Raw genomic sequence first — 22162 nt, forward strand, 5'->3', positions numbered from 1 at the left:
TTTCTCGACATGGTTCGTTGAACCTCTGCGTGGAGGTGCTCAGTAGCCGTGCGGATGCTTGCGATGAGCTGGCGGCCGATGTCCGCTTGTGATTCTGGCTTTACCGCTGGCGCTGCAACCGCTGCGCGATACGATTCGGTTGATCGGCATGTCTTGCAGGTGACTCCATTGGGGTTCCTCGTCGACACCAGGTTGTGGTTGTTTCGACCGCAGGCGACTTGATCCTCGCCGGTTCCATAGTGGGTGACCATCTTCTAGCTTGCTCGATTGGAAGGGTTACTTGGTGGATGTGTGCGGACCTCTAAGCGAGGTCCAGATGCATCGGGCGTCAATTGCCTTTTGACTTCGGTAGTCTTTGCGCAACTTCTTCTGGGGTAAGGTCATCCAGAGGAACAAGGCAGGTCACGCCGCGACAAACCATGATCATGCGGACACCATCTGCTGACACACCCTTGTAATCGTTATGCGTACGGCGATAGATCAGGTCCAACTGTGCCTTAGTTGTGGTTGTCATGGTCTACACCTTCAAGCCGCAGCCTTTTCAGCCTGAGCCATGATCGCTTTGGCTGCATGGTTGATCATGTACAGTTGTGCGTAGAGGCTGTCACATGTCTCCGTGATGCGGTGCTCGTACCACTCTTCGCCCAGGCACAACGTTTGACAGTTATCTCTCATGAAGATATGAGCTTCCTCGGTGAAACCGATGTTCTCCGCGGCATCAAAGAGGTCGTCCCAGTGCATCCATCGGTCATCACCATTCGACAGGTCACGACGATGGGTCAGGGTCAGAGCGCGGAATTCAGCCCAATGTGCACCTCTAACCAGGTCAGAGTCCTGCGCCCACGCGGGAAGAGTTTCCCAGATTTCCTCTGAGCAATCGTTGTGCAGCTCCCGGCAGATGCTCGATACCAACACCTGACGGAACAGGTCCGTGCTGAACACCTGCTTCTTGTGGGACTCATTGAGCTTGGTGTGCAAGTAATAGGTGACGTCATCGCCGGCCAGGAAATTCATGCCATAGCTCAAACCTACACTGAACGTCAGATGGCCGATGTCGCCGACTACCGCGATACCGAAGCGGGTCATCATGATGTCGAAGGCATAAGCCGTGGTGCCCTCAGCCTTGCAACGCCAGATCTCGGCGTCGTCCTGCTTCACCAGGCAGGTGTATTGATGGTTCTTGAGCTTCTCGGCCGCACGGGCTTTGCGCTCGTCCTGGGTCTGCTGGCGCTGCTCAATGTAGGCAGCTCGCGATTTTGCAACATCCATGATCCGTTCCTATTAGAGTGACTTAGTTGAACCATAAGTTAAACTATAGGACAACGTAAGGCAACATTATTAAACTGGGATTTAATCTTTTCATTCTGCCTGAGCATGCCAACACCCCAGCGAAAATTACGGATCAGCTGAACGAGCTCTAAGCCTACAGCGGTTCGGACGATTTGCTTGGTTTGAAATGATCACGCAAAGCGCCCAAAAAGCTCTGGTTCAACGATGGAACATCTGTGTAGAGCTTTAGCAGGATTAACCCCGCAGTTTCGGGCGTGGCGCCATCCTCAATTTCGTAGCTGCATTGATGCTCGAATTCGGTGCTCGGTTTTCGAATCCGCTTTCCTTCGCAGATTATCGGGTTAGGGCACCTCGTCAGCCAATCGACAAGGCTACCTTTGAGATGGTTGTCGATAACAAACCAATGCTTATGGCCTTCCTGTAGCAATGAATCACTCATGGATAGTCTACCTACTGATGTGGATTGGCCCCGGCTCATACCGGGGCTGGGGTTGATAAGGTGCTCGATCCTAGGCTTCTGGCCGCCATAAGATGATGCGATAACCACGCTGGAGGCGAAGTCGCTCGCCTCGCTCATAGAGCGGCTCAAACCGCCGAACCCATGGCGGCTCGATTGAACCTTTACCGAAATTGTTCGGCTGAAAGCGGAAGGCTCTCTGGAGCAAATTGTAATGCGAGCTGCTTGTTCGTGGGGAATTACGCGAACTTTGCAACATAGTGATAGCTTTGTCGGTCATATAAGTCTTCCGGATTCGGCCTCACGTTTGGAGCCGAATTCTTCCACGTAATAGAGTTCGAATCTAATTTGTCCAATGCGGAACTATCAGTGCATCTCGGGGGAATGGTGGACTCGGATGCGTCCATCTCCGCTGATGCTGAGACCTGGAACCGTATCGATACCGATCAACATTTCAACAGCTGAACGCACTCTCTTGATGTTCATGGCAGTCACCAGCACTCCCATTTTTTTGAGGACGGCAATCGGTGTTGCTCCCTCACCCCTGGTTTCTGCCGGCATACCGACAAGGGCTTCATAGACTCCATCAACGAATCTGTTTTTCCCGGCCCGGGTAGGTCGCAGAGTGGACACGTGCGGCCGCACCGTACCATCGAAAATCACAGTGGTACCGGCCCTCTCGATTTGGGCTGCTAGGTCCTGGGCAACCCGAACCAATTCTTCGCTGACGTTAGACGCGAGCTGAAAGCGGATCGCCTCCGGCGCCAGGCGCAGCAGCGATTGTAAGGAGCTGTGCAGATGCTCGGGAGTGCTGTCCTGGGTCACCTCTAGCAGCAAAGGGGCTTGAATCGTAGGTGGCCGAGTCAACGCAGCCAGCGCGGTGTTCCAATCGCGGTGCCCATGGATGGCTGCAACAGCCTCAAGACTTTGGCTATGAGTGACTGGCATGTTGTGACGGGCCAAGTGGGCGCGTAGGCGCTTGGCCTGTATTTTGAACGTCTCAATCGTCGACATGATGGCTTCTCGCTGTTCCGGCCGCGGTGCGCGTCGTCCCTCCGTTGGACCTGCCGGTGAGAAACACCATTTGGGTTAAACCTTGCTTTCACCGTGCCAGTTGGCGGAGGGGGCAGGCAGCAAGTAGCCATGCTCCAGAGGCTATTGCAGACCGCCGTGACAATCAAGCATAACGCTCTCAAGAACTGGGAATGGGTAAAAGCAGAACATGTCTCCGGGCGCCTAGCTGGCGCCTGGTGTGCAATGATTGATTTAAGGCTCTGGAAGCATCGCCGTTCGCCACCGGTGCCTACGTGACCAATACCCCTTTCCTCCTAAAGCTACCCACCTGGACCTGGCCATGCCTTTGATTGACAGTCTTCGTCACTACCTCCAGCGGAGAAAAATCGCCCGCCTCGATGCGCAGGCGATTGGACTGCAGCTAAGCACTCTGCGCAGCGAATCAACTCGCGGACACTTCGTTTTCCCAGGATTGAGCATAGTGGCAGCCATCGAGCAGCACGGGCAAAAATTTGGCTGGATTCGCTACTGCGTTAGCCCGCTGAATGACCGGGTATACATCTGCGAATTTGAAGTTGCCTACGATCAGCAACGCCGTGGTCTGGGTCAGGCAACCCTATGGAAGCTCTGGCAGCAGTACCAGGTCCCCCTGTCCCCTATGCACGAAAAGGGCTCGTCCATTGGGTTCTGGGCCAAAGCACGCAAGCGTTTTGCCGCCGCTGGGGTCGAATTGACCCCTAACATCAGCACCGCGCACCAGCCCGGCGAGCAGCAGCGATGGAAGCATCTGGTTCCAGAGTGTGAGTTCGAACGGACCATGCGTGAAGTGATGGCCTCACCCGAGTGGCCATCCATAAAGGCGCGGTTTGATGCGGAGTACGGCCCACACGGGGAAGACAGACCCCGCTCACAATTGTGAATATAGTTTACACAAGTGTGAGCGTAGACTCGGGGCCGAAGGTGCAGCTATTTTGCGATGATCTTTCGTTGCGCCAGCGTGGCAAAAATTGGGATTATGAGCCTCGCGACTGGAAGCATGAACCCACTAATAACAATAGCGCACAAAAGCACAAATACCTTGTCTCCATACATGCCCTTTAGAGCAGACGAAATAAGCAACGGCAGCAATATTGCGGGAAGTATATAGACTACCGATGCAATCCAGCGAGCTTGAACTCTTTCCAAGCATACAGCAACAACAGCAGCAATTAGATTACCTATTGTACCCATCAGGATATTGTCATCACCCAGCAAAGACGTGACAATATGCATGCCAGTAACGTAAGAACTTGCTGCCAGAACATAGGCTAAGGAGGTTACTTTTGTTTCGCTCATGATGCTTTATTCATTTGAGATAGTGCAAATTGACCCGACAATTAAAATCGCAACCCCTAAACCTAGAACTACGAAGGTGACACATGCGGTCCCTACGGCAATCCTATCTAGCAATGACACGCTGCTATCCAGTGGAAATATTAGATTTTCGCACGCAGCCATCACTGCACATGCAGCCGGTATAGTCAGAAAAACGAGGGTTGCAACCATCAAGCCCGCAAACCATGCTGATGCTCGAAATGCATCATTCCCTAACTTATAGCTCACACCGAGAGACCAAGCCGCGGCGACCAAAGAAATGCAGTTGATCCAAAACGCCGGAGTAGTATCTGTGTAGTTATGTGTGATAATTCGCGCCCAGGCGTACCAAACCGTGGGTACAGCAATCATCAACGCGACAATCCCGGCGATACCCGCCAATACTCCTAGTCCAATCAGAACGTAAACTACAGATGACCCCATAGCTGCAATAACGCTAGGAGCCTGACTTTCATCAACCTTGAGTTGTTCATTCATCATACTATTTCCTATGTGAATTTCCTGACCACCACCTATGCCTTATTTTTTACATTCATGAGGGTGAAAACTGGCTTAGCCAGAATGGAAAAGACACCGACAGAGATTAATACAAATGGAGTCGGCACGCCTACTAGGTGCGATCCAGCAATAACCTCTACAAGACTTTCAAATGGAATATTTGGGTCAGACGAAGGAATGAGCTGCAATTGGATTCCAGATATCAACCCAAACATCGCGGGAAAAAGCCAGCCCCCGTAGTACACAGCGAGGTCACGCATCGCTACGAAAAACAGAACAATTGCAATTGCGGGGCCAAAGATGAAAACCATCAGTAGGCCAACTAGCATCCCCATATCTAACCTTCCTTTTCAATTTTCACTGAGCAGCTGGCCAGGGTCGGCAGACCACAGACCGACGCATACTAATCCATAACGCGTACGTATAATACTGAAAAATACAGTCACACACCAAACAGAATCACGACCCCGAAGTACTCGTCTCGTCATACACGTCGACCTCCCTGCCTGCTCAAGGAAGATCTGTGTCCGTCTCCAGGCTGATTCCTGCGGCAGGCTTGTCATCGCGAAGCCCGATGAACACCGGGTGCCGGACCTTACCGGCAGGGGTGAACTCGGCAAATTGCACTTCACAGACCTGCAGCGGCTCCAGCCAAACTACATTCCTGCCCAGTTGTGGCGGATTACACAATGCAGAACCCTCTCGCGGCAGATGCACAAGGGAGGCGCTAAGGATTAGGGCGCTGATTCTGTCGATGCCAGAACTCACACGGCCGGCATACACCAACCGCCCATCATCATCATGAACACCCAGCAATAAGGAGCTGATACCAGCAGCCGATCTGGTCAGACCGACAATCACAAACTCGGCCCTATTCCAGCACTTGAGTTTAATCCAGGTACCGTCCCGCTCTCCCGTGTAGAGGCTGCCATCGCGCTTTCCAACGATGCCCTTGCATGCGAGCACAGTTGGCAAGAAGCTGCAGTGGATCAGCATCGAGCGATGGACTGAAACGGATTTGTTCGAGGGGGCAGTAATCCAGCAATGCCTCAAGAGCCTGGCGACGCAGCTCAAGCGGCTCACCACGCAAGTCCGCTCCATTCAGGTAAGGCATGTCGAAAATGGCGTAATGGAGATCGTCGGTTTGTCCGGCATCGAAAGCAGGGGCGGCGGCAAAAACTGAGTGCAACACCTGACCTTTCCGGTACGGTGCTGCCCCTATGTCTTATACCGAACTCAGCGTTGAAGAGCGCGCCACCATTCAAATCGGTCGTACCCAAGGCTTCAGCCTGCGCAGGATTGCCTGCTTGATCAACCGATCCCCTTCGACCATCAGCCGTGAGCTGCGCCGTAACCGAGGTGCTTGCGGTGGCTACTCGGCCCGCCTGGCCCAGCAGCAAATGCAGGCCCGCCGCCAGGTTTGTCGACCGATGCGAAAACTGTTGCCGGGTAGCGAGCGCTTCGAACTGGTGACCCATATGCTGCGTGAGCGTTTGTCTCCCGAGCAGATTGCCGGCAAGCTGCGCAGCATGAACATACCCAACCTGCGAGATGCCTACGTCTGTCGCGAGACGATCTACAACGCGATCTATGCCCTGCCAGTGGGTGAGCTGCGTAAGGAGCTGATCATCTGTCTGCGCCAAGGCAAGACGACGCGCCGGCCGCGCTCTGGTGGCGTGGATCGGCGCGGCCAGATCCCCGAGATGGTCAGTATTCATGTGCGCCCGCCGGAGATTGAAGACAGGCTGATGCCGGGGCATTGGGAAGGCGACCTCATCAAGGGTAAGGCCAACGCCTCGTCCGTCGGTACGCTGGTGGAACGCACCAGTGGCTACCTGATGTTGGTGAAGATGAACGACGCGACGGCGACTTCGGCGCTGGAAGGCTTCAGCGCCGCGCTCAATAGCATGCCGCTGGAGATGCGCAAGAGCATGACTTACGACCAGGGCCGGGAGATGGCGCGACACGCCGAGATCACCCAAAGAACCGGCGTGGCGATCTACTTCTGCGACCCGCACAGCCCCTGGCAGCGCGGCAGCAACGAAAACATCAACGGCCTGATTCGCCAGTACTTGCCCAAGGGCACAGACCTGTCGGTACATAGCCAGGAGGAGCTGGACGCCATTGCGCTGCAACTGAACATGCGACCGCGCAAGCGCTTCGACTTCAAATGCCCCATCGAGGTGATGGGAGAGGTCATGCAAAATGCCATGGCAATGCGGCATGATGCTCCGGTTTCAATTCAATAACCGTGTTGCACTCAGCTCCTGCAACCGCCCTCGCGAACTGAGCGAGGTACTTGCTCCATTATCCTGGGATAACGATCACCGATGAGGCCTTGCTCTTTGAGAACGGATTGAGCATGCATTTTCTCAGGAATGGTGCAGCTGGTTTTAACCGCGATGAAACAGGTCATGGCATACCTCGACGTTGTCCTTGTGCCAATGAGATGAACCACACCCAGCATGAAGATCTGCCTCCGGCCCTGGTGCCGGAAGAATGAACAGCGGCGTCACCCTGTTGCGACCCCGGATTCGACCCATAAAAAACCCGGCCAGGCCGGGTTGAAGGTCGGTGATGCCTTATGCCGTAGAAGCTTCCCGGCGCACCGGGACCATGCCGCGTGAATAGGGCATACCAATAAACACAGGGCTTTCTGCAAGCTGGCGCCAGGTAGTTGCGTCATCAGCCAAAAACTGGTCATCCGCACGCATCTTCTCGCCTGGCGCCAATAGGCGATAACCGGTTGCCTGTGTCCGGTCGGCACAGGCGATAAGTGCTGCAAGCACATCGGCAAGGCGGACATAATTGCCGTCCTCGGCCTGGAATTTTTCAAGCACAGCGATGTACGCCGGCAACTCAGCCAGCTGGGCTCTCAACAAGTTGCATTCGCTCCTGAGCTCAGCGACGGTCGAAGTATCAGGTTCATGACGCTGTAACGCCCCGATCGTGATCAGCGCCTCGCGGAACTGATCAACGTAATGCTCAGTGCTGGCTGCCGGGAATTTATTCAACAGGCATTCGTCGTCGATGGGTGCGCCTCCATCTTCGGCTTCATCAGACGGCTCACCTGGAACCATGAAGAATGCGCGCTCCACTGCACCCAGGTATTCAGAAAAGCGCTTGATGTTACCAAGGTTCGTCAGCAGAACGCCCACAGGTTGCCCATGGTGCAGGCCAATCACATCGTACACGCGAGCCATGTCGCGCTGCTCTGCAGTCGGCACGGCCGGAGCCTTCAGATAGACCTCGCCACCACCCTCCTCGTCCGTGATCGAGCCATGAGCAATCAGTAGTACCTGGTCCGCATGCTCCAGCGCTGCAATGCCGCCCTCAAGCAGCCACTCAAGCCGCAACCCATCCACATCAGCCCGTGTCACGGCGACGGCTTCAACCCGCACCGCATCCTCGCTCTTTGCGCCAGACCGGAACTCCAGGAGCCGCTCCCCTTGTTCTGTGATCTGCCATAGGGCTGGGCTTCGCTGAACGCGCTTGAGCAACCCCAACTGGGTGAGAACATCAAACCACTGGGCCCCGATGTCAGCGCCCTGGCCATCGCCGGCGCATTCGTCGAAGCGCTGCAGTTTTCGGATCACCAAGTTAGCGAAGGGCGGCAAGCCTGCCAGCTGTCCAGAACCGTTCATGCTGCCGCCGCCTCGACCGGTTGTGTGAGCGCTTGTTGGACTGCTTGAACGATCCGTAGCAGGTACGTGTAGTCCGGGTTTGGTTCGGTAGCTCGATCGACGGGGTAATGCCATTCATCACCGAACAGAAGGGATAGGAGCTCGGAATGACTCCAGCAGTCCCGTAACGACTCAACATCGCGAAGCTCATCGAGCCGCCTGTACAGCGAGCGAGCATCCTCTGCGTCGAGATACCCCAGTTCCCAATCGGTACCGCTCCGCTCGCGCCGGCGATCGATGATGCACCGTGCTGAGAGCTGTTTAAGAGCCTTTGCGCTGAATCGAGTGCTGCTCAGGCCGCGGCTTAGGCAATTCAGGATGTACTCATCACTGCACTTGGCAACAAATTCAGTCACCGTCCTTGTACCCATGCCGCCCCAGTAGGAAGTCCAGCTCTCGCCAGCACAACGGATGGTCAGATTACCCTGACCGGAAATGTGATCTGGGGCCTCGCTACGTGGAGACGCCCGGCTTCCAAGATCCTCCAGAAATACGGTGATGGGGTCGAGGTTCACCCCCCCAGTGATTACTAACTTGGTCACCGCAGAACGCTCGACATTTAAGCGCGTGGCTGATGATCCATCGGCATTGCAATCCAAACCCATACACTCCTCGCTAGATTGATTCATAACGCGTATGCATACGCTACATGGATGCGTATAGACTGGAAAGCCCCTTCTGCGACGACGGGGCGGCCTGCTGGGACAGCGGGGATGCTTGCCCCTTGTGTGATGGGCTGTTATCAATCAGGGCGCAACCCGCGTCACTCGCGTCCTTGGTACCACGGACCTGTCAAAGTAACGCTCAAGGTTGCGGCCGGTGACGGATGCAATGCGAACCAGGTGTTCGCGTCATCATAAAAAAAGGCCACCCCGTAAGAGGTAGCCTTTGATGAGTTAAGCAAATAGATCCGAGATCGCCGAATTTTGACTTGAGGCATCAACCTTCATCGAGTCCAGGATCTGTTCGTGCTCGGCGTTACTGATCGAATGATAGCGTATGTAGGAACGCAGATCGGTACCGGCCAGATCACGCTCCATGCGTCGCCAGAATTGCGCTCGGCGGGCCATTGCATCGTACTCAGCAGCCTTTCCCTTGGCCAATTTGACCATCCCTCTGTTCAAGTAGAACTTGGCGCTGTCAGTTGGAGCCAGGCCTTTTGCCATCGCGTAGAACGCATCATCGAAGGCGTGTACGAAGCACATTGCATCTGCCGGGTCGATTTCCATCTCGTCGGCTTCTTCGAAGTAGACGATATTGCGATCCTTGCCCTCAAAGCGGTCTCGGATCGTTCGCATCGCCGGACGTTCAGGGTATCGGTGTTTGTTGGTGGCTTCGAGGTAAGCGTCCTGTAAGCCCATCTCCTGCGCCGGGCTCTGCCAGTCGTCAAACTTGAACCAGCGCTGCTCTGGGATGATGCCCTTCTCCGTGGAAGTGACATCATCGATCAGGTAGCGCTTCCCTAAGACACGGATCTCGTACCACTCCGACAAAGCAGGGAAGGCATGGTCGAAGCCGTAGCTCAGTGACCAGGCGAAATCGATGGCCAGCAGATTCTTCGCGGTGATGAATTGGAAGGTGCTCCCACGAAGGATTTCGTTGGACTCCGTCCTTTCCAGTTCGCTGCGGAACATCCGCGCATCGTGCTCCTCTGCCCGCTCTTCCTCCAGCACATCCAGAGTCAGCAGGTACCGCAACAGCTCACGGCGCATCTCTGCGTTGTAGGCTGTTCCTGTGACGTTGATGTAGCCGGCGTCCGAGGTTGTGCGCCCAATCCAGTCTCGACGCCCCATATCCCAGCGGGTGTTGATCAGATGGTTCCTGAAGCGATTTATGCCCGCCATGTGGCCGTGTTTCTCGGGCGCAGACGCAATCATTGCTTCCATCGATTTGTCGCGCTCACCGGTGACCGTGCACCAGGCACAGCCAAAGCGAGAGCCGCACGCCGCCTTGTTACCACCGTCGCCGGTGATGATCGCGCACGTGCCTTCATTGGCTTCCTTGTAGAGCTCCAGGCACCAGTCGAAGCTGTCGACGAAGGTTCGATAAGGACCACCTCGCTTCGCCTCGCAAGCCATGAGGAACTCCCACACCTCCTCCATCTCCCAGTCGGCGATGATCGAGCAGTTGTACGAGCCATGCTCATTGAGCACCAGCCGCCCGGCCTCCTCCTCACCTCGTTCGCGCATGTTAGCGGCACGGGTTGCCGACTCCGACAAACGAGTGCCCACGAAGGTCACCAGCTCACCAGGAGACTGCAGGGTCGAAAGAAGGTGCTTGAGCGCTTTCTGCTGCGGGCGCAGCTTCCAGTCGACCGAGCAGCTGTAGTGGTCAACTAATCCCGGACACAGTTTTGAGTTTTTCCTCAGCTTTGGCCGGAGCCAGCCCATCGTTGAACTGATGGGGTCTTATCCAGTTGTAATGATCCATCAGGTACTGGCTAATATCTCGCTGAGCTTGCTGTCCGGTCAGGTAGCCCGTGACCGGCATCCACTCTGTTTTCAAGCTGCGAAACACCCGCTCCATCGGCGCATTATCCCAGCAGTTGCCTCGGCGGCTCATGCTCTGGCGCATGCGGTAGCGCCACAACCGCTGGCGGAACTGACGGCTACCATATTGCGATCCCTGATCGGAGTGAAATAGCAGCCCATGGGGCTTTCCACGTTGTTCGTACGCTACGTCCAGCGCCCTGATGACCAAATCTGCATCCGGTCTTTCTGACAAAGCCCAGCCCACCACGCGCCGCGCATAGAGATCGAGGACAACCGCCAGATAGTGCCATTTACCCTGCGCCCAAATGTAGGTGATGTCGCCACACCAGACCTGATTTGGCGCGTCGACATCAAACGCTCGGTTCAACACATTCGGAATGTCCGGCCGCTCCACCGTTGCTTTCTTGTAAGCGTGTGACCCTGGCTGTTTGCTGACCAGCGACAGCTCACGCATCAGGCTGCGCACCTTGAATCGTCCGATTTTCTCACCTTCATCTTGCAGCATTGACTTGATGCTGCGGCTGCCGGGTGCACCTCGACTTCGAGTGAATAGCTCATTCACTCGACTGCGCAACTTCAGGCGCTCAACGTCAGGCGTCCGCCTTTTGTGGCGATGCGCGTAATAAGTTGAGCGAGTGATTTCAAACACTTCGCACAGGAAATCAACGGGTTCATGGGCGCTAAGCTGACGAATCAGCGTATGCGCTCGAGATCTTCCGACATCAAGAGCGCGGTAGCCTTTTTTAGTATCGACTTCTCGCGCTCCAGGCGCGTGATCCGTGCTTCCAGCTCCTGGATCTTTTGCTGCTCTGGGGTCAACGCTTTGCTCGCCGGCGTGATGCCGCCGCGCTCCTGCTGAAGCTGGTTAACCCAACGGCGTAGGGCTGACTCGACCAAGCCGAGCGAGCGGGCGGCTTCGGCGTGGCTGTAGCCTTGGTCGAGCACCAGGCAGGCAGCTTCCCGCTTGAATTCAGGAGTAAAGGTACGACGTTGCTTGGTCATCAGACACCTCTCTGTGGCGAGCATTGTCGCCTAAATGGGTGTCCGGTTTCATTAGACCACTACACAGCTTCGAGAGGCACCAGCGAAAACCGGGAGTTTGCCGCGACCCAGGGTGGCATAGGCAAATGTCGAGGTCATCGAGGGCTGCACTTTGACAACTGTGATTGGCAGTCCGAGCCTGGTGCAGTACGCCTCCAGCTCAGTGATCATCGCCTCGGCGTAAGTTTCCATTGCTGGATTCTCTACAGTGGTCTGAGCATGACTGACAAAAGCCGCCGGCACGTACAACCCAGCCTCGACACGGCGCCGGATGGCCTCCAGCATCAGTACCAGCACGACAGTGCTGTCTTTACCGAACGAGGTTGCCGAGCTACATGTGAATCCTTGATCGATGATCTGGTCGATGTGCGCAATGCAGGCTTCCGCCCGCGCAACGATCCGGGCATAGCGACCAGCACTGCCCAAGGCAGGAACTGCGTGGGTGTAGTCGTTTACGGCGATCAGTTCGGGTACAAGCATCTGATTCATGTTGGCATCTCCAGGAGGAAGTAGGCTTCGTATCCTGGGGATGCTCAACACCGAGCATGATTCTTGAACTTGATGACATCGCCCCCCACCCAACAGCCTTAGGAGCCTCTATCATCATCGTTGACGTTGTACATGCCCGGTGCCAGTCTTTCGGGGGGGATTTGCTATGAAAACAGGCCGCACAAAACCGATGGGTCTGTTTCACTGACCTCAGGTCACTAGCTGTTGACTGGAGGCAAAAATAAAGCCGTTGAGGTATTCGATCAGTCTGCCTCGGGGGGGCGAGGGCGAACTGCAGCCGCCCACTGCTCAAGAATGTCCCCATGCGTCGCCAAGAAAGCCTTGTGCTCGGCTTCCTGCTCAGCAAGCACCTCGAACACACGCGTAGGCCAATCCATGAAGGTGACATCCCTCATCTCGTTGTTAAATGCGTAGATGCTGGCGCAGGTGACCCGATTTCCGCTGCCTGGATACAGCGAGTATCGAAACCGGTCACGAATTTCAATAACCTCCATAACCCGGACCTGGGCAATGATCGACAGGACAATTAGCATGGCTTGGGTCATTGCACCTACGTTCTTGCCGACCTTGCGCAAGTAGGCTGGCCGCTGACTCACAGGTTTGGCCAACAGCTCCCGGATGAAGACTTCCGATTCTGATTCGAACGCATGAAGTTGCTCAACTGAAAGGGCATCGAAGGCCTCTTTTACCTGCACCAGGTCGAAGGCACTCTTCAACCAAGTTGCCAACGCCAGTGCATCCTGCCAGGCAAACTGCTCGTAGCTAGCCATGTGCGCATTGCGCGGATCTGCTTTTTGCCGCCTCATACCCCAGAATCCCTAGCATAAAACTGATTATTTTCTTGGTGATCACATGCTCGCAGCGCGCAGACTGCGGGCGGGTACTGAGCCTAAAGGGTTGGCAGTTTGGCCGCAAGGAGAGGAATGGATGTGCTTAGATCGGAAAGACACGCGACTGCAAGAAACCGTGACGGAGCGGGCTGACGGTGCAGACAGACTTGTCAGCCCCAGTCCGATAGTAAGGAATTCTATGAACTCAACCTGGAGTCCGACTCCAGTGCATCAGCGAGCTGGCTGAACGCATCAGCAAGGCGCCGCATCTGGCCAATTTCGTCTGCCAAATCCCCATCCAGATAGCGATACTCAAGCGTGCCGCCGAAAGGCCCGGTGTCAGGAAAAATTCCGCCGTAGCTCAACTGCTCATTGACGTGCTTTTCAGCCCGGCTGATCCGCTCGCTAGCATTCGTTTCTGTAGCCATGCTTTCGCTCCGTGAAACGCGCCTCAGAGACCATAAGGCCGGCAGTGTTCGAGTTTATCAGCGAAGGCATATCGCAAAGGTATCTGCCCAAACGCCGCAAAATCCACCATCATCAGGCAAAGCCCCACTATTGCGAAAGGTTTTGCCCAAGCTTTCGGCCTAACGAACTGGAGAACAAAAATAAAAATCGCAATTCCACAGAACCAAACTATTGAATTGCTGCAAGAGAAAGGTGAATCAAGCATAACGTTCCTTAGTCAAATTACGGGGTGTCCGTTACTGGATGCCGGTGCAATGGAGCGACTTTCTGGTCAAATTTCGCTACTGCCGATCCACTCGCCACCGAGGTAGCCATCGGCGCCGTCGCGGGTGATTGGCTCATGCTCGTACGCAACAGTCATCAGCTGCTGGTGCGTCCAGCCCGCTGCAGGTGCAGCAAAAGCTTTGAGCACATCTCCGGCGAGAGAACGGATTTCAAAAGCCTCGTACTTCACTGCAGAAAGTACGTCCGGCTCACCTGGGCGCTGTTCGGTTACGACATTCAACATGGCATTTCCCGTAGCTATTCAGCTTTCGGACGAAGCGTGTAGGCAGCATGGCACTCGTTGCAATACACCCCAAAGGCTGTGATGGGTGAAATAGCAAATAAGCCGTCGCTATTCACCAACGGCCACAACTCTGCTTTGTATTCGTTGCGGTGACCACACCATGGACATGGCACGGTAATGCTCGAAAGACCAGGTGAAATCACAGGGGCTACTTCTGCTCGCGCTGATGATTGTTCTTGAACCTCGAAGCGATGCCTACAAAGGCAGCACTCATACAGGTACACATCGTCAGGCAGCTGATGGCAGCCTTGTGGCTGCTCAGCTACTTGCCGACCAAGCGCACCGGATTCACAAGCCGGATTGGTGCAGAACCCTTGCAGGTGATGCCCGAAGTTCTCAGTATTTCCTGTGATGCGATCCAACTTCATACGTCACCTTAATGTCTCGACGGCCACGCCCAACCCTGTGATGCGGTTGGTGGCTTTTTCCGTGTGCGGTACCGCTCATTCATCGTCCTCGGGATAGGTCCATTCGTTGCCAAATGGGTTCACCCAAATAACCCTGGGGAACCGAAATCGCGGAAGCATTTCAGCGAACGTCAATTTGACGTCCGGCGCATCCTCAAAACTTGTGCGCCGCGAGCTCGCAGGGTCGGGAATGTGTTCTTTCACCAGCCGGGGATCGGCCCACCCGCCTGGGAACTCGCCCCCTTCGGCCTCGACCACGGCCAACGCCTGCTCAACCGAACGAGCGACGACCACGTACTCATCGCCGATGTACCAGGCACGCAGCGGCATGTGGCGCTCCGACTCCTCCAACCTCAGCAGTTCTTCAACACTCTGCAGCGCTGCGGTGGCGTCCACATTATCAGGCGCAGCGTCAGCTGCCTCGCGCCTTCTGGCGAGCTCATCGAACCAGTACAGATGGTTGTGGTAGACCGCTGCGTCGGCGGACTCCTGCGCCCGGGCAGCCTTTCGCGCCGCCCAAGCGTCTGCCACTGATCCGGTACCAGAAGCAGCAAGCCATTGGCTACGTTCGCCGTCGGGCATGCAGTTCCACCATGCCATACCCGCCGCCTCGTCGGCTGTTGGCGAGCGCTCCGAAGAATCTGCTTTCGGCGGTAATGTCATAGCATGCCTCCTGTAGCGGTCCAATGTTGAGGCGAGAAAAATGCGCCTTTGTACACTGCTTGCCCTGCCAACGACCGCCCAAGGTCGGGAGCAGCGGGTTTCTATGGTCAGCAGGTCGTCCCGGCGATTTCTCGAAGGTCACTGAGGATCTTCGAAACGACCACAGATAATTGACCGGAATTAAGCGCAGCGTCTCTGATTGTGGTGCCAACAGCCTCGTCGCGCCAATAGTCGTCAACAATCGAAGCAGACGCTTCGACCTGCCGATAAACGTAATTATTGAGCAGGACCCCTGGCACATGTTTCAAAACAAAGGCCATGGCACCGCGCCCGTGCAGCTCAACGCAGGCCTGCAGCAGGACCGTCATTTCATCAAAGCGACCATCTTTCGCCAGCTCTCGCAAACCTCCAAGAGCTGGTTCGCTGATGTGTTTTTGGTCCCAGTTTTGAAAGAACTCTGTAACGATCTCTTCTAACGCTCGCATCCTGCTACCTCACTGATAGGTTTAACAAGGGTGAAATCTGCCTATCTTACACCCCCGAGTGGAAATTACGCCCGATTCTGCTTGAGTCGATCAGCTTCCAGCTGCTGTTCATTCTTGGGTACAAGCTCGACGTGTACGCGACAATTAGAGATGATTGCTTCTGCCGTCGCTGGAGACAAGCTTTGCAAGTCTTTGATGTCGGCAGCGACCGCAACGCTTTTTTGATTTTTATCGACCCAGTCCGTATAAGGTCGGATCACATCAATGATGCCTTCACGTTTCAACGACTGGTCGGCCATCAGCTGCTCGTAGTCGCCGCACAGACCTTCCCTCGCGAAATACAGATCAATGTCGATCGCTGAAAGCGTCTTCTCGACGGGAGTACAGCCGTAAAATTGCACCAAGGCTTTTGCAATACCACTGTTCCGTACCGAAGCCGATTCGTCCAGCTGGTCCTCAGCCAGAAACTGACAGTAGATCGCTGCCCGTGTTGGGTCAATCGATGAAGCCAAGTACTCCGACTGGTCGCCCCGGTCGTAGTTATGAAAAATGCGGTAAGTCTTCTCGGTCATGGACTCGTTCTCCTGCTCGATAGCGGACAAAGTTGCCGCTCTCCTACGGCTACGGCCCCACGGATAAGGCGGGGCTTAGATGCAACTAGTGCGTTTGCTCGAACAGTCAGGACTACGCTCCACGGGAGTGTTCGACGCCCCAAAAGGCCAAGCCTGTTATAAATGACATGAAGCTAACCGTTGCCACGACATATAGAGGGGGCGGTTGCAGGAGCTGAGTGCAACACGGTTATTGAATTGAAACCGGAGCATCATGCCGCATTGCCATGGCATTTTGCATGACCTCTCCCATCACCTCGATGGGGCATTTGAAGTCGAAGCGCTTGCGCGGTCGCATGTTCAGTTGCAGCGCAATGGCGTCCAGCTCCTCCTGGCTATGTACCGACAGGTCTGTGCCCTTGGGCAAGTACTGGCGAATCAGGCCGTTGATGTTTTCGTTGCTGCCGCGCTGCCAGGGGCTGTGCGGGTCGCAGAAGTAGATCGCCACGCCGGTTCTTTGGGTGATCTCGGCGTGTCGCGCCATCTCCCGGCCCTGGTCGTAAGTCATGCTCTTGCGCATCTCCAGCGGCATGCTATTGAGCGCGGCGCTGAAGCCTTCCAGCGCCGAAGTCGCCGTCGCGTCGTTCATCTTCACCAACATCAGGTAGCCACTGGTGCGTTCCACCAGCGTACCGACGGACGAGGCGTTGGCCTTACCCTTGATGAGGTCGCCTTCCCAATGCCCCGGCATCAGCCTGTCTTCAATCTCCGGCGGGCGCACATGAATACTGACCATCTCGGGGATCTGGCCGCGCCGATCCACGCCACCAGAGCGCGGCCGGCGCGTCGTCTTGCCTTGGCGCAGACAGATGATCAGCTCCTTACGCAGCTCACCCACTGGCAGGGCATAGATCGCGTTGTAGATCGTCTCGCGACAGACGTAGGCATCTCGCAGGTTGGGTATGTTCATGCTGCGCAGCTTGCCGGCAATCTGCTCGGGAGACAAACGCTCACGCAGCATATGGGTCACCAGTTCGAAGCGCTCGCTACCCGGCAACAGTTTTCGCATCGGTCGACAAACCTGGCGGCGGGCCTGCATTTGCTGCTGGGCCAGGCGGGCCGAGTAGCCACCGCAAGCACCTCGGTTACGGCGCAGCTCACGGCTGATGGTCGAAGGGGATCGGTTGATCAAGCAGGCAATCCTGCGCAGGCTGAAGCCTTGGGTACGACCGATTTGAATGGTGGCGCGCTCTTCAACGCTGAGTTCGGTATAAGACATAGGGGCAGCACCGTACCGGAAAGGTCAGGTGTTGCACTCAGTTTTTGCCGCCGCCGGGGATTTCCCTCTGCCCAAATGCGGTCATCGTGAAAGCAAATAGATAATTCGGTGAAACACGCGAACAAAAGTAAAATGTAACTTCGCTTCATTCGCCTCCATTTCCTGGGCATAACATATTCATAGGCCGACGCTCCTACTTAACCCAGCTTGCTACGCTGGTTGTTCGCATCTAGCTTGGCCCGAATTTCTGCGTCAGTGTCACACACAGCGCTTGTGGGGCTGATTCCCGAAATGCTGCGGGCCATGTATGACGCCAAGACATAGAATAGGAGAGCGCTGATGTACTCAGATCTGCTGTCAAGCGCTATTAGGATGAACCAGATCACGGCCGCACCGAAAAACGAAAGAACGCGATTTCTCGTCACTGGACGGCTTGAATCCATTGCTCTACTCATACAGGTCCTTTACGGTTACGCGGGCGCGGAAATCACACCTGCCTTTACGGCCTCACCCCCGGTTTATCAGCCCGGGGCTTGGGGTGCAGCTGAGCGATTTTCTAAACCTTTTTTCGCAGGAACCGCCCCCGGCGAGCGGATGCGGGTTGAATACCATCAGCAATATCGAGGGCATCGTATTCGCGGCTTAGCCACTCATCCAGCGACCACGGGGATAATCCTTCCACCTCGGTAGCAGCCTGCAACCGCCTGTAAGCTTCTTTGTCTAGAGGGTCGTACTCAGCCAAATAGGTATCCATCCTGGCTCCCCACGTTGTTGCTGCACGCCCGTAGCAAAGCACTGCTGCAAATGTTGCACACGTCACCAACGCTGACGGCCAACCGGAACCTATGGCCCATATGGTGAGGCCTCCAGATACCATTCCAGCCGCCAACGCAAGTGCCATGCGTGGGCCGATCGAAGGGCGTTCAAAGAAGAAACGCGAGCAGGCTCGAATACGGCCCAACTGCTTGCGGCGCTTGGCTGTATCCGGAGCTTGCCCCGGCTGCTTGCCGCCCTTTATCACTCGTAGGTTCATGGCGTTTTCCTGCTTACTTCGACGGTTTGTGCAACGGATCGGCACCGATGAAAACTTCCTCGGGAGCCTCGGGCCACTCGCGGCGAATCACATCGAAATCGCCCTGGTTCCAAAGCCGCAGGAACTGCATGCCATCGTCATCGTGCAGGGCGAACTGGATAGCGGCCACAGCCGCGTCATTCGCCATGATCGAGAATCCCGGTTCTTGGAGAAAACTCAAATCAGGAACAGCGCCTTTCTCGGCAATGACGGTGATCGATGCACGCTGGCCCGGCAGTTGCCCGACAGGCACAACGTGCAAACGCATTTCCACGCCCTTTGGCACCTTCCAGCCCAGCGCCTCGACTTGCTCCCGTAATGCATCGTTCAAAATTGCCATATCGTTTCCCTGATTGGTTCCATAGGCCGAAATGCCCTATTTCTACGTCCGCGGCCCCAGCTTTTGAGGGCCGGGGCATATTGTGTACCTGGTGCGAATTCCTATGTTTCCAAGGTGCTGGACAAAAGCGAAAGCAGATTGTCCTTTTCGGCAATATCACTCGGCTGCGATTTGACGATTTTCTCCAGCACTGCGCGATGCGCTGGAGACTTGCCAAGCACTTCTTGAGCACGTAGCTTCGCGCCTTTTAAAACTGCTTCACGCTGAAGCGCTTTCTGATCCCGTGCCCAGCAAGCGAAGCGATGTGTCCAATTTCGATGATGGGTCATCACCAAGGCCATTTTGTAGGCTGCTACAGCGCTGCTGACTTCGCCTTCAACTGGATCGGTGGTGACGTCCTTCGCTTGTAACCAAGGCATACGGTTTTCCTAGCTGTTCCAGACTTTCCAAACAGGCTGCGAGTTCTCGCAGGTCGCCGATTTACGTGATCAGTTCCTGGTGTTCGTTTCCAAAACGGTTTGGATGGCATCAGCACTGAGTTGCTGCGCCCTCAGCCCCTCATCAAACATGAGCTTTGGCTGCTCTGCCCGGGAGATCTGTACACGAAGCTGGTCAAGGGCAGTGTCGATCTTCAGTTCAGCAGCTTTGAATTCTTTGTCGGACGCTTCCCCAGGCACGAAGGAAACGCTCTCATGCCCCCAGCTCAAAATTAGCAAGTCGCGCAGGGTCAGCTTCACCGAGATTTCGGTGTCCAGGTCCGCTTCGGAATAGTCGTACAGGGTACTCATCGGCACAGTTCCTTTCCGGTGATGGTCGGGGTCGCGAAACCCCCGCCCCCTACCGTGAAAGCCCGCTTGGCGGGCTGGCGATTCAACATTTTTCTTATGCATTTGCGTGATGCCAAGTTGATCAGTCACTCGGTATCAGCAAGCGCGCAGAATGTTGTGCGAGATTCTCGCAAATGAATCGTAACACGTACGCATAATACTGGTAAATGATGATGGCTCAGATGAAATCGCATCGCGTACGGAGTGGGTTGCGTTTTCACACAATAGCCGCTCCTCGCGCAATTAGCGGACTGCCAGCCCAAGCTCCAATCCGAGGAACCAGAGGATATCGCCATACAATAGAAAACCCCAGCCTTGGCCGGGGTGGGTGAAGCGTTTACTGAAAGCTGACCACGCAACAGGGGTACTCGTCAGAGCTGCGTGCGGTGATGGCTAAGCGGAAAAGACCCTGGACATCAGTCAGCCGGGGTTTTCCTTTGATCAAGACCAGGACCTGCAGCCGAGGCTTCATTGGCGTGATTCCAGTTCAGCTCGGCGGGCGGCGGGCGAGGGAGTTTCTTTGATCAGGCGGGCAAGGAAGGCGGTGTAACTGGCCTGCTCGTTGATGTGCATGATGTGCGCGATAAAGTCTTTTCGCTTCCGTTCCAACCACTGCTCAGCGGCGACAGCTTGGCAAGAAAGGCGCTGCGTGTAGATGACGTAGTCGTCGAGAGCTACCTGTTGGGGCCAGGTCAGTTCAGATACGTTCAGGTTGTGCATGTGGCATCTCCAGGAGGATGTAGGCTTCGTATCCAGGAGATGCTCAACATTGAGCATGAAAGCAGTGGGGCATGATGATCCGCCGCCCTGCCAACTTACTGCGATCATCGCGACCATAGGGCGGGGCCTGGGAGATAGCGGCCGACACTAACCGATCAGGGAGTCATCACTCATCATCGTCGAAGTTGTACATGCCCGGCGCCAAGTTCTCGAAGCGAGTGTACTTGCCGATGAACGCCAGCCGCACAAAGCCGATCGGGCCGTTACGTTGCTTGCCGATGATGATCTCCGCCACACCCTTGTGCTCGGTCTCGGGGTGATAAACCTCATCCCGGTACACGAACATGATGACGTCAGCGTCCTGCTCGATCGCACCGGATTCACGCAAGTCGGAGTTCACCGGGCGTTTGTTCGGGCGCTGCTCCAGGGAGCGGTTCAGCTGCGACAGGGCGATGACAGGGCAGTTGAATTCCTTGGCCAGGGCCTTGAGGGAACGAGAGATCTCGGAGATTTCATTGGTCCGGTTGTCGCCGGCAGAGCCCGGGATTTGCATCAGCTGCAGGTAGTCGACCATGATCATGCCAATCTCGCCGTGCTCACGGGCCAGGCGGCGTGTGCGTGCCCGCATTTCCGAGGGGCTGATGCCGGCGGTGTCGTCGATGAACAGTTTGCGGTTGTTTAGCAGATTCACCGCTGATGTTAGCCGCGGCCAGTCATCATCATCCAGCTGGCCGGATCGCACCTTGGTCTGGTCGATGCGGCCGAGCGACGACAGCATACGCATGATCAGCGACTCACCTGGCATTTCGAGCGAGAACACCAGCACCGCCTTCTCGGACCGAAGCACCGCGTTCTCCACCAGGTTCATGGCAAAGGTGGTCTTGCCCATCGATGGCCGGCCGGCCACGATGATCAGATCGGCCGGCTGGAGGCCGCTGGTCTTCTCATCAAGGTCAGTGAAGCCCGTCGACACACCGGTAATGTCGCTGTCGGAATTGAATAACGTGTCGATGCGGTCAATGGCCATGGTCAGCAGGTCTTTGACACCCACCGGGCCGCCGGTTTTCGGCCGGGCTTCAGCGATCTGGAAAATCTGCCGTTCGGCCTCGTCGAGGATCTCCGCAGCGTTCCTGCCTTCTGGGTTGAAGGCACTGTCCGCGATGTCGGTGCTAATACTGATCAGCTGGCGCAGGGTCGCCCGCTCCCGGATGATCGCAGCGTAGGCCTTGATGTTGGCAACGGATGGGGTGTTCTTTGCCAGCTCCGCCAGATAGGCCAGCCCGCCGACCTGGCTGCTTAGGCCTTCCTTGTCCAGACGCTCGTGCAGCGTCACGATGTCGAAAGGTTCGTTCAGGTCCGCCAGCTTAGCGATGGCGCGGAAAATCAGCCGGTGATCATGCCGGTAGAAATCGCCGTCGGAGACCTGATCGAGCACGCGCTCCCAGGCGTTGTTATCGAGCATGAGACCACCGAGCACGGACTGCTCTGCCTCGATCGAGTGCGGTGGCACCTTCAGCGAGGATGTCTGTAGGTCGAGCTGCTCTGGAGCGTAATCGTCGTTCATGTGGGCATCTGACTCCGTAAGTTGGGGGC

Annotated in this window: 29 protein-coding genes; 2 read left to right on the forward strand and 27 right to left on the reverse strand. The window is 55.8% G+C overall.

The window, feature by feature from the left end; translation table 11 throughout:
• Nucleotides 1–328: 328 nt before the first annotated feature.
• The 4 genes from ACE4QZ_RS01705 to ACE4QZ_RS01720 all read right to left on the reverse strand — a co-directional run bounded on the left by ACE4QZ_RS01705 (nucleotide 329) and on the right by ACE4QZ_RS01720 (nucleotide 2761).
• Nucleotides 329–514 (reverse strand): hypothetical protein, encoded by a 186-nt coding sequence (locus ACE4QZ_RS01705; RefSeq protein WP_410480382.1) that lies wholly within the window; start codon nucleotides 512–514, stop codon nucleotides 329–331.
• Between the two features lie 11 nt (nucleotides 515–525).
• Nucleotides 526–1269: a hypothetical protein gene (locus ACE4QZ_RS01710; RefSeq protein WP_410480383.1), complete on the reverse strand. Its 744-nt coding sequence runs from the start codon at nucleotides 1267–1269 to the stop codon at nucleotides 526–528.
• A gap of 154 nt (nucleotides 1270–1423) precedes the next feature.
• Complete coding sequence (locus ACE4QZ_RS01715; protein ID WP_410480384.1) at nucleotides 1424–1729, reverse strand: hypothetical protein; 306 nt, start codon at nucleotides 1727–1729, stop codon at nucleotides 1424–1426.
• A 384-nt stretch (nucleotides 1730–2113) separates the two neighbouring features.
• Nucleotides 2114–2761: a glyoxalase superfamily protein gene (locus ACE4QZ_RS01720; protein WP_410480385.1), complete on the reverse strand. Its 648-nt coding sequence runs from the start codon at nucleotides 2759–2761 to the stop codon at nucleotides 2114–2116.
• Nucleotides 2762–3101: 340 nt separating this feature from the next.
• On the opposite strand from ACE4QZ_RS01720, the gene ACE4QZ_RS01725 reads away from it, so the two are divergent.
• Nucleotides 3102–3680, forward strand: coding sequence for an N-acetyltransferase (locus ACE4QZ_RS01725; protein ID WP_410480386.1), 579 nt, complete (start codon nucleotides 3102–3104; stop codon nucleotides 3678–3680).
• A gap of 47 nt (nucleotides 3681–3727) precedes the next feature.
• Here ACE4QZ_RS01725 and ACE4QZ_RS01730 read toward each other — a convergent pair whose 3' ends face one another.
• From ACE4QZ_RS01730 to ACE4QZ_RS01745, 4 genes are all read right to left on the reverse strand, one after another.
• The gene (locus tag ACE4QZ_RS01730; RefSeq protein ID WP_410480387.1) at nucleotides 3728–4096 is read right to left on the reverse strand and encodes a hypothetical protein; all 369 of its coding nucleotides are present in this window, start codon (nucleotides 4094–4096) and stop codon (nucleotides 3728–3730) included.
• 6 nt (nucleotides 4097–4102) lie between these two features.
• Complete coding sequence (locus ACE4QZ_RS01735; RefSeq protein WP_410480388.1) at nucleotides 4103–4612, reverse strand: hypothetical protein; 510 nt, start codon at nucleotides 4610–4612, stop codon at nucleotides 4103–4105.
• Nucleotides 4613–4647: 35 nt separating this feature from the next.
• On the reverse strand, nucleotides 4648–4968 hold the full coding sequence (locus tag ACE4QZ_RS01740) for a hypothetical protein (protein WP_110765384.1): 321 nt from the start codon (nucleotides 4966–4968) through the stop codon (nucleotides 4648–4650).
• 175 nt (nucleotides 4969–5143) lie between these two features.
• Nucleotides 5144–5716 (reverse strand): hypothetical protein, encoded by a 573-nt coding sequence (locus ACE4QZ_RS01745; RefSeq protein ID WP_410480389.1) that lies wholly within the window; start codon nucleotides 5714–5716, stop codon nucleotides 5144–5146.
• Nucleotides 5717–5853: 137 nt separating this feature from the next.
• On the opposite strand from ACE4QZ_RS01745, the gene ACE4QZ_RS01750 reads away from it, so the two are divergent.
• Nucleotides 5854–6882 carry an IS30-like element ISPsp7 family transposase gene (locus ACE4QZ_RS01750; RefSeq protein WP_011911495.1) on the forward strand — a complete coding sequence of 343 codons (1029 nt, stop codon included), beginning with the start codon at nucleotides 5854–5856 and terminating at the stop codon, nucleotides 6880–6882.
• A 333-nt stretch (nucleotides 6883–7215) separates the two neighbouring features.
• Here ACE4QZ_RS01750 and ACE4QZ_RS01755 read toward each other — a convergent pair whose 3' ends face one another.
• The 19 genes from ACE4QZ_RS01755 to dnaB form a co-directional block, all read right to left on the reverse strand.
• Nucleotides 7216–8277 carry a hypothetical protein gene (locus ACE4QZ_RS01755; protein ID WP_220037631.1) on the reverse strand — a complete coding sequence of 354 codons (1062 nt, stop codon included), beginning with the start codon at nucleotides 8275–8277 and terminating at the stop codon, nucleotides 7216–7218.
• Nucleotides 8274–8915 carry a hypothetical protein gene (locus ACE4QZ_RS01760; RefSeq protein WP_225786321.1) on the reverse strand — a complete coding sequence of 214 codons (642 nt, stop codon included), beginning with the start codon at nucleotides 8913–8915 and terminating at the stop codon, nucleotides 8274–8276. Before ACE4QZ_RS01760 ends, ACE4QZ_RS01755 begins: the two co-directional genes overlap by 4 nt.
• A gap of 297 nt (nucleotides 8916–9212) precedes the next feature.
• Nucleotides 9213–10706 carry a hypothetical protein gene (locus ACE4QZ_RS01765; RefSeq protein WP_410480390.1) on the reverse strand — a complete coding sequence of 498 codons (1494 nt, stop codon included), beginning with the start codon at nucleotides 10704–10706 and terminating at the stop codon, nucleotides 9213–9215.
• Nucleotides 10648–11810, reverse strand: a protein-coding gene (locus ACE4QZ_RS01770; RefSeq protein ID WP_096010314.1) for an IS3 family transposase whose coding sequence is annotated in 2 segments (ribosomal slippage) — nucleotides 10648–11555 and nucleotides 11555–11810 — 1164 coding nt in all. Because the reading frame shifts where the segments join, the coding sequence is not laid out codon by codon here. The genes ACE4QZ_RS01765 and ACE4QZ_RS01770 overlap by 59 nt, the downstream gene beginning before the upstream one ends.
• 51 nt (nucleotides 11811–11861) lie before the next feature.
• Entirely contained in the window at nucleotides 11862–12338 is a 477-nt protein-coding gene (locus ACE4QZ_RS01775; protein ID WP_410480391.1) for a hypothetical protein, read from the reverse strand.
• 263 nt (nucleotides 12339–12601) lie between these two features.
• The gene (locus tag ACE4QZ_RS01780; RefSeq protein WP_181426709.1) at nucleotides 12602–13165 is read right to left on the reverse strand and encodes a hypothetical protein; all 564 of its coding nucleotides are present in this window, start codon (nucleotides 13163–13165) and stop codon (nucleotides 12602–12604) included.
• A gap of 221 nt (nucleotides 13166–13386) precedes the next feature.
• On the reverse strand, nucleotides 13387–13617 hold the full coding sequence (locus ACE4QZ_RS01785; RefSeq protein WP_225786320.1) for a hypothetical protein: 231 nt from the start codon (nucleotides 13615–13617) through the stop codon (nucleotides 13387–13389).
• Between the two features lie 311 nt (nucleotides 13618–13928).
• Nucleotides 13929–14165 (reverse strand): hypothetical protein, encoded by a 237-nt coding sequence (locus ACE4QZ_RS01790; RefSeq protein WP_110765371.1) that lies wholly within the window; start codon nucleotides 14163–14165, stop codon nucleotides 13929–13931.
• 14 nt (nucleotides 14166–14179) lie between these two features.
• The gene (locus ACE4QZ_RS01795; RefSeq protein WP_146226901.1) at nucleotides 14180–14593 is read right to left on the reverse strand and encodes a hypothetical protein; all 414 of its coding nucleotides are present in this window, start codon (nucleotides 14591–14593) and stop codon (nucleotides 14180–14182) included.
• A 75-nt stretch (nucleotides 14594–14668) separates the two neighbouring features.
• Entirely contained in the window at nucleotides 14669–15295 is a 627-nt protein-coding gene (locus ACE4QZ_RS01800; RefSeq protein ID WP_110765369.1) for a hypothetical protein, read from the reverse strand.
• 107 nt (nucleotides 15296–15402) lie between these two features.
• Nucleotides 15403–15780 carry a hypothetical protein gene (locus tag ACE4QZ_RS01805; RefSeq protein WP_110765368.1) on the reverse strand — a complete coding sequence of 126 codons (378 nt, stop codon included), beginning with the start codon at nucleotides 15778–15780 and terminating at the stop codon, nucleotides 15403–15405.
• Between the two features lie 65 nt (nucleotides 15781–15845).
• Nucleotides 15846–16352, reverse strand: coding sequence for a hypothetical protein (locus ACE4QZ_RS01810; RefSeq protein ID WP_110765367.1), 507 nt, complete (start codon nucleotides 16350–16352; stop codon nucleotides 15846–15848).
• A gap of 229 nt (nucleotides 16353–16581) precedes the next feature.
• A complete protein-coding gene (locus tag ACE4QZ_RS01815) occupies nucleotides 16582–17610 on the reverse strand; it encodes an IS30-like element ISPsp7 family transposase (RefSeq protein WP_011911495.1) in 1029 nt (342 codons plus the stop codon).
• Nucleotides 17611–18166: 556 nt separating this feature from the next.
• Nucleotides 18167–18643 carry a hypothetical protein gene (locus ACE4QZ_RS01820; RefSeq protein ID WP_110765365.1) on the reverse strand — a complete coding sequence of 159 codons (477 nt, stop codon included), beginning with the start codon at nucleotides 18641–18643 and terminating at the stop codon, nucleotides 18167–18169.
• Nucleotides 18644–18656: 13 nt separating this feature from the next.
• Nucleotides 18657–19022, reverse strand: a complete 366-nt coding sequence (locus ACE4QZ_RS01825; protein WP_110765364.1) for a hypothetical protein — start codon at nucleotides 19020–19022, stop codon at nucleotides 18657–18659.
• 101 nt (nucleotides 19023–19123) lie between these two features.
• Nucleotides 19124–19441: a hypothetical protein gene (locus tag ACE4QZ_RS01830; RefSeq protein ID WP_232858945.1), complete on the reverse strand. Its 318-nt coding sequence runs from the start codon at nucleotides 19439–19441 to the stop codon at nucleotides 19124–19126.
• A gap of 69 nt (nucleotides 19442–19510) precedes the next feature.
• Nucleotides 19511–19810, reverse strand: coding sequence for a hypothetical protein (locus ACE4QZ_RS01835; RefSeq protein ID WP_110765362.1), 300 nt, complete (start codon nucleotides 19808–19810; stop codon nucleotides 19511–19513).
• Nucleotides 19811–20317: 507 nt separating this feature from the next.
• Nucleotides 20318–20569: a hypothetical protein gene (locus ACE4QZ_RS01840; protein WP_110765361.1), complete on the reverse strand. Its 252-nt coding sequence runs from the start codon at nucleotides 20567–20569 to the stop codon at nucleotides 20318–20320.
• 166 nt (nucleotides 20570–20735) lie between these two features.
• A complete protein-coding gene (dnaB, locus tag ACE4QZ_RS01845) occupies nucleotides 20736–22133 on the reverse strand; it encodes a replicative DNA helicase (RefSeq protein ID WP_110765360.1) in 1398 nt (465 codons plus the stop codon).
• Between the last annotated feature and the right edge of the window lie 29 nt (nucleotides 22134–22162).

Source organism: Pseudomonas sp. DCA-1 (assembly GCF_046523955.1).
GTDB lineage: Bacteria > Pseudomonadota > Gammaproteobacteria > Pseudomonadales > Pseudomonadaceae > Aquipseudomonas > Aquipseudomonas putida_Y.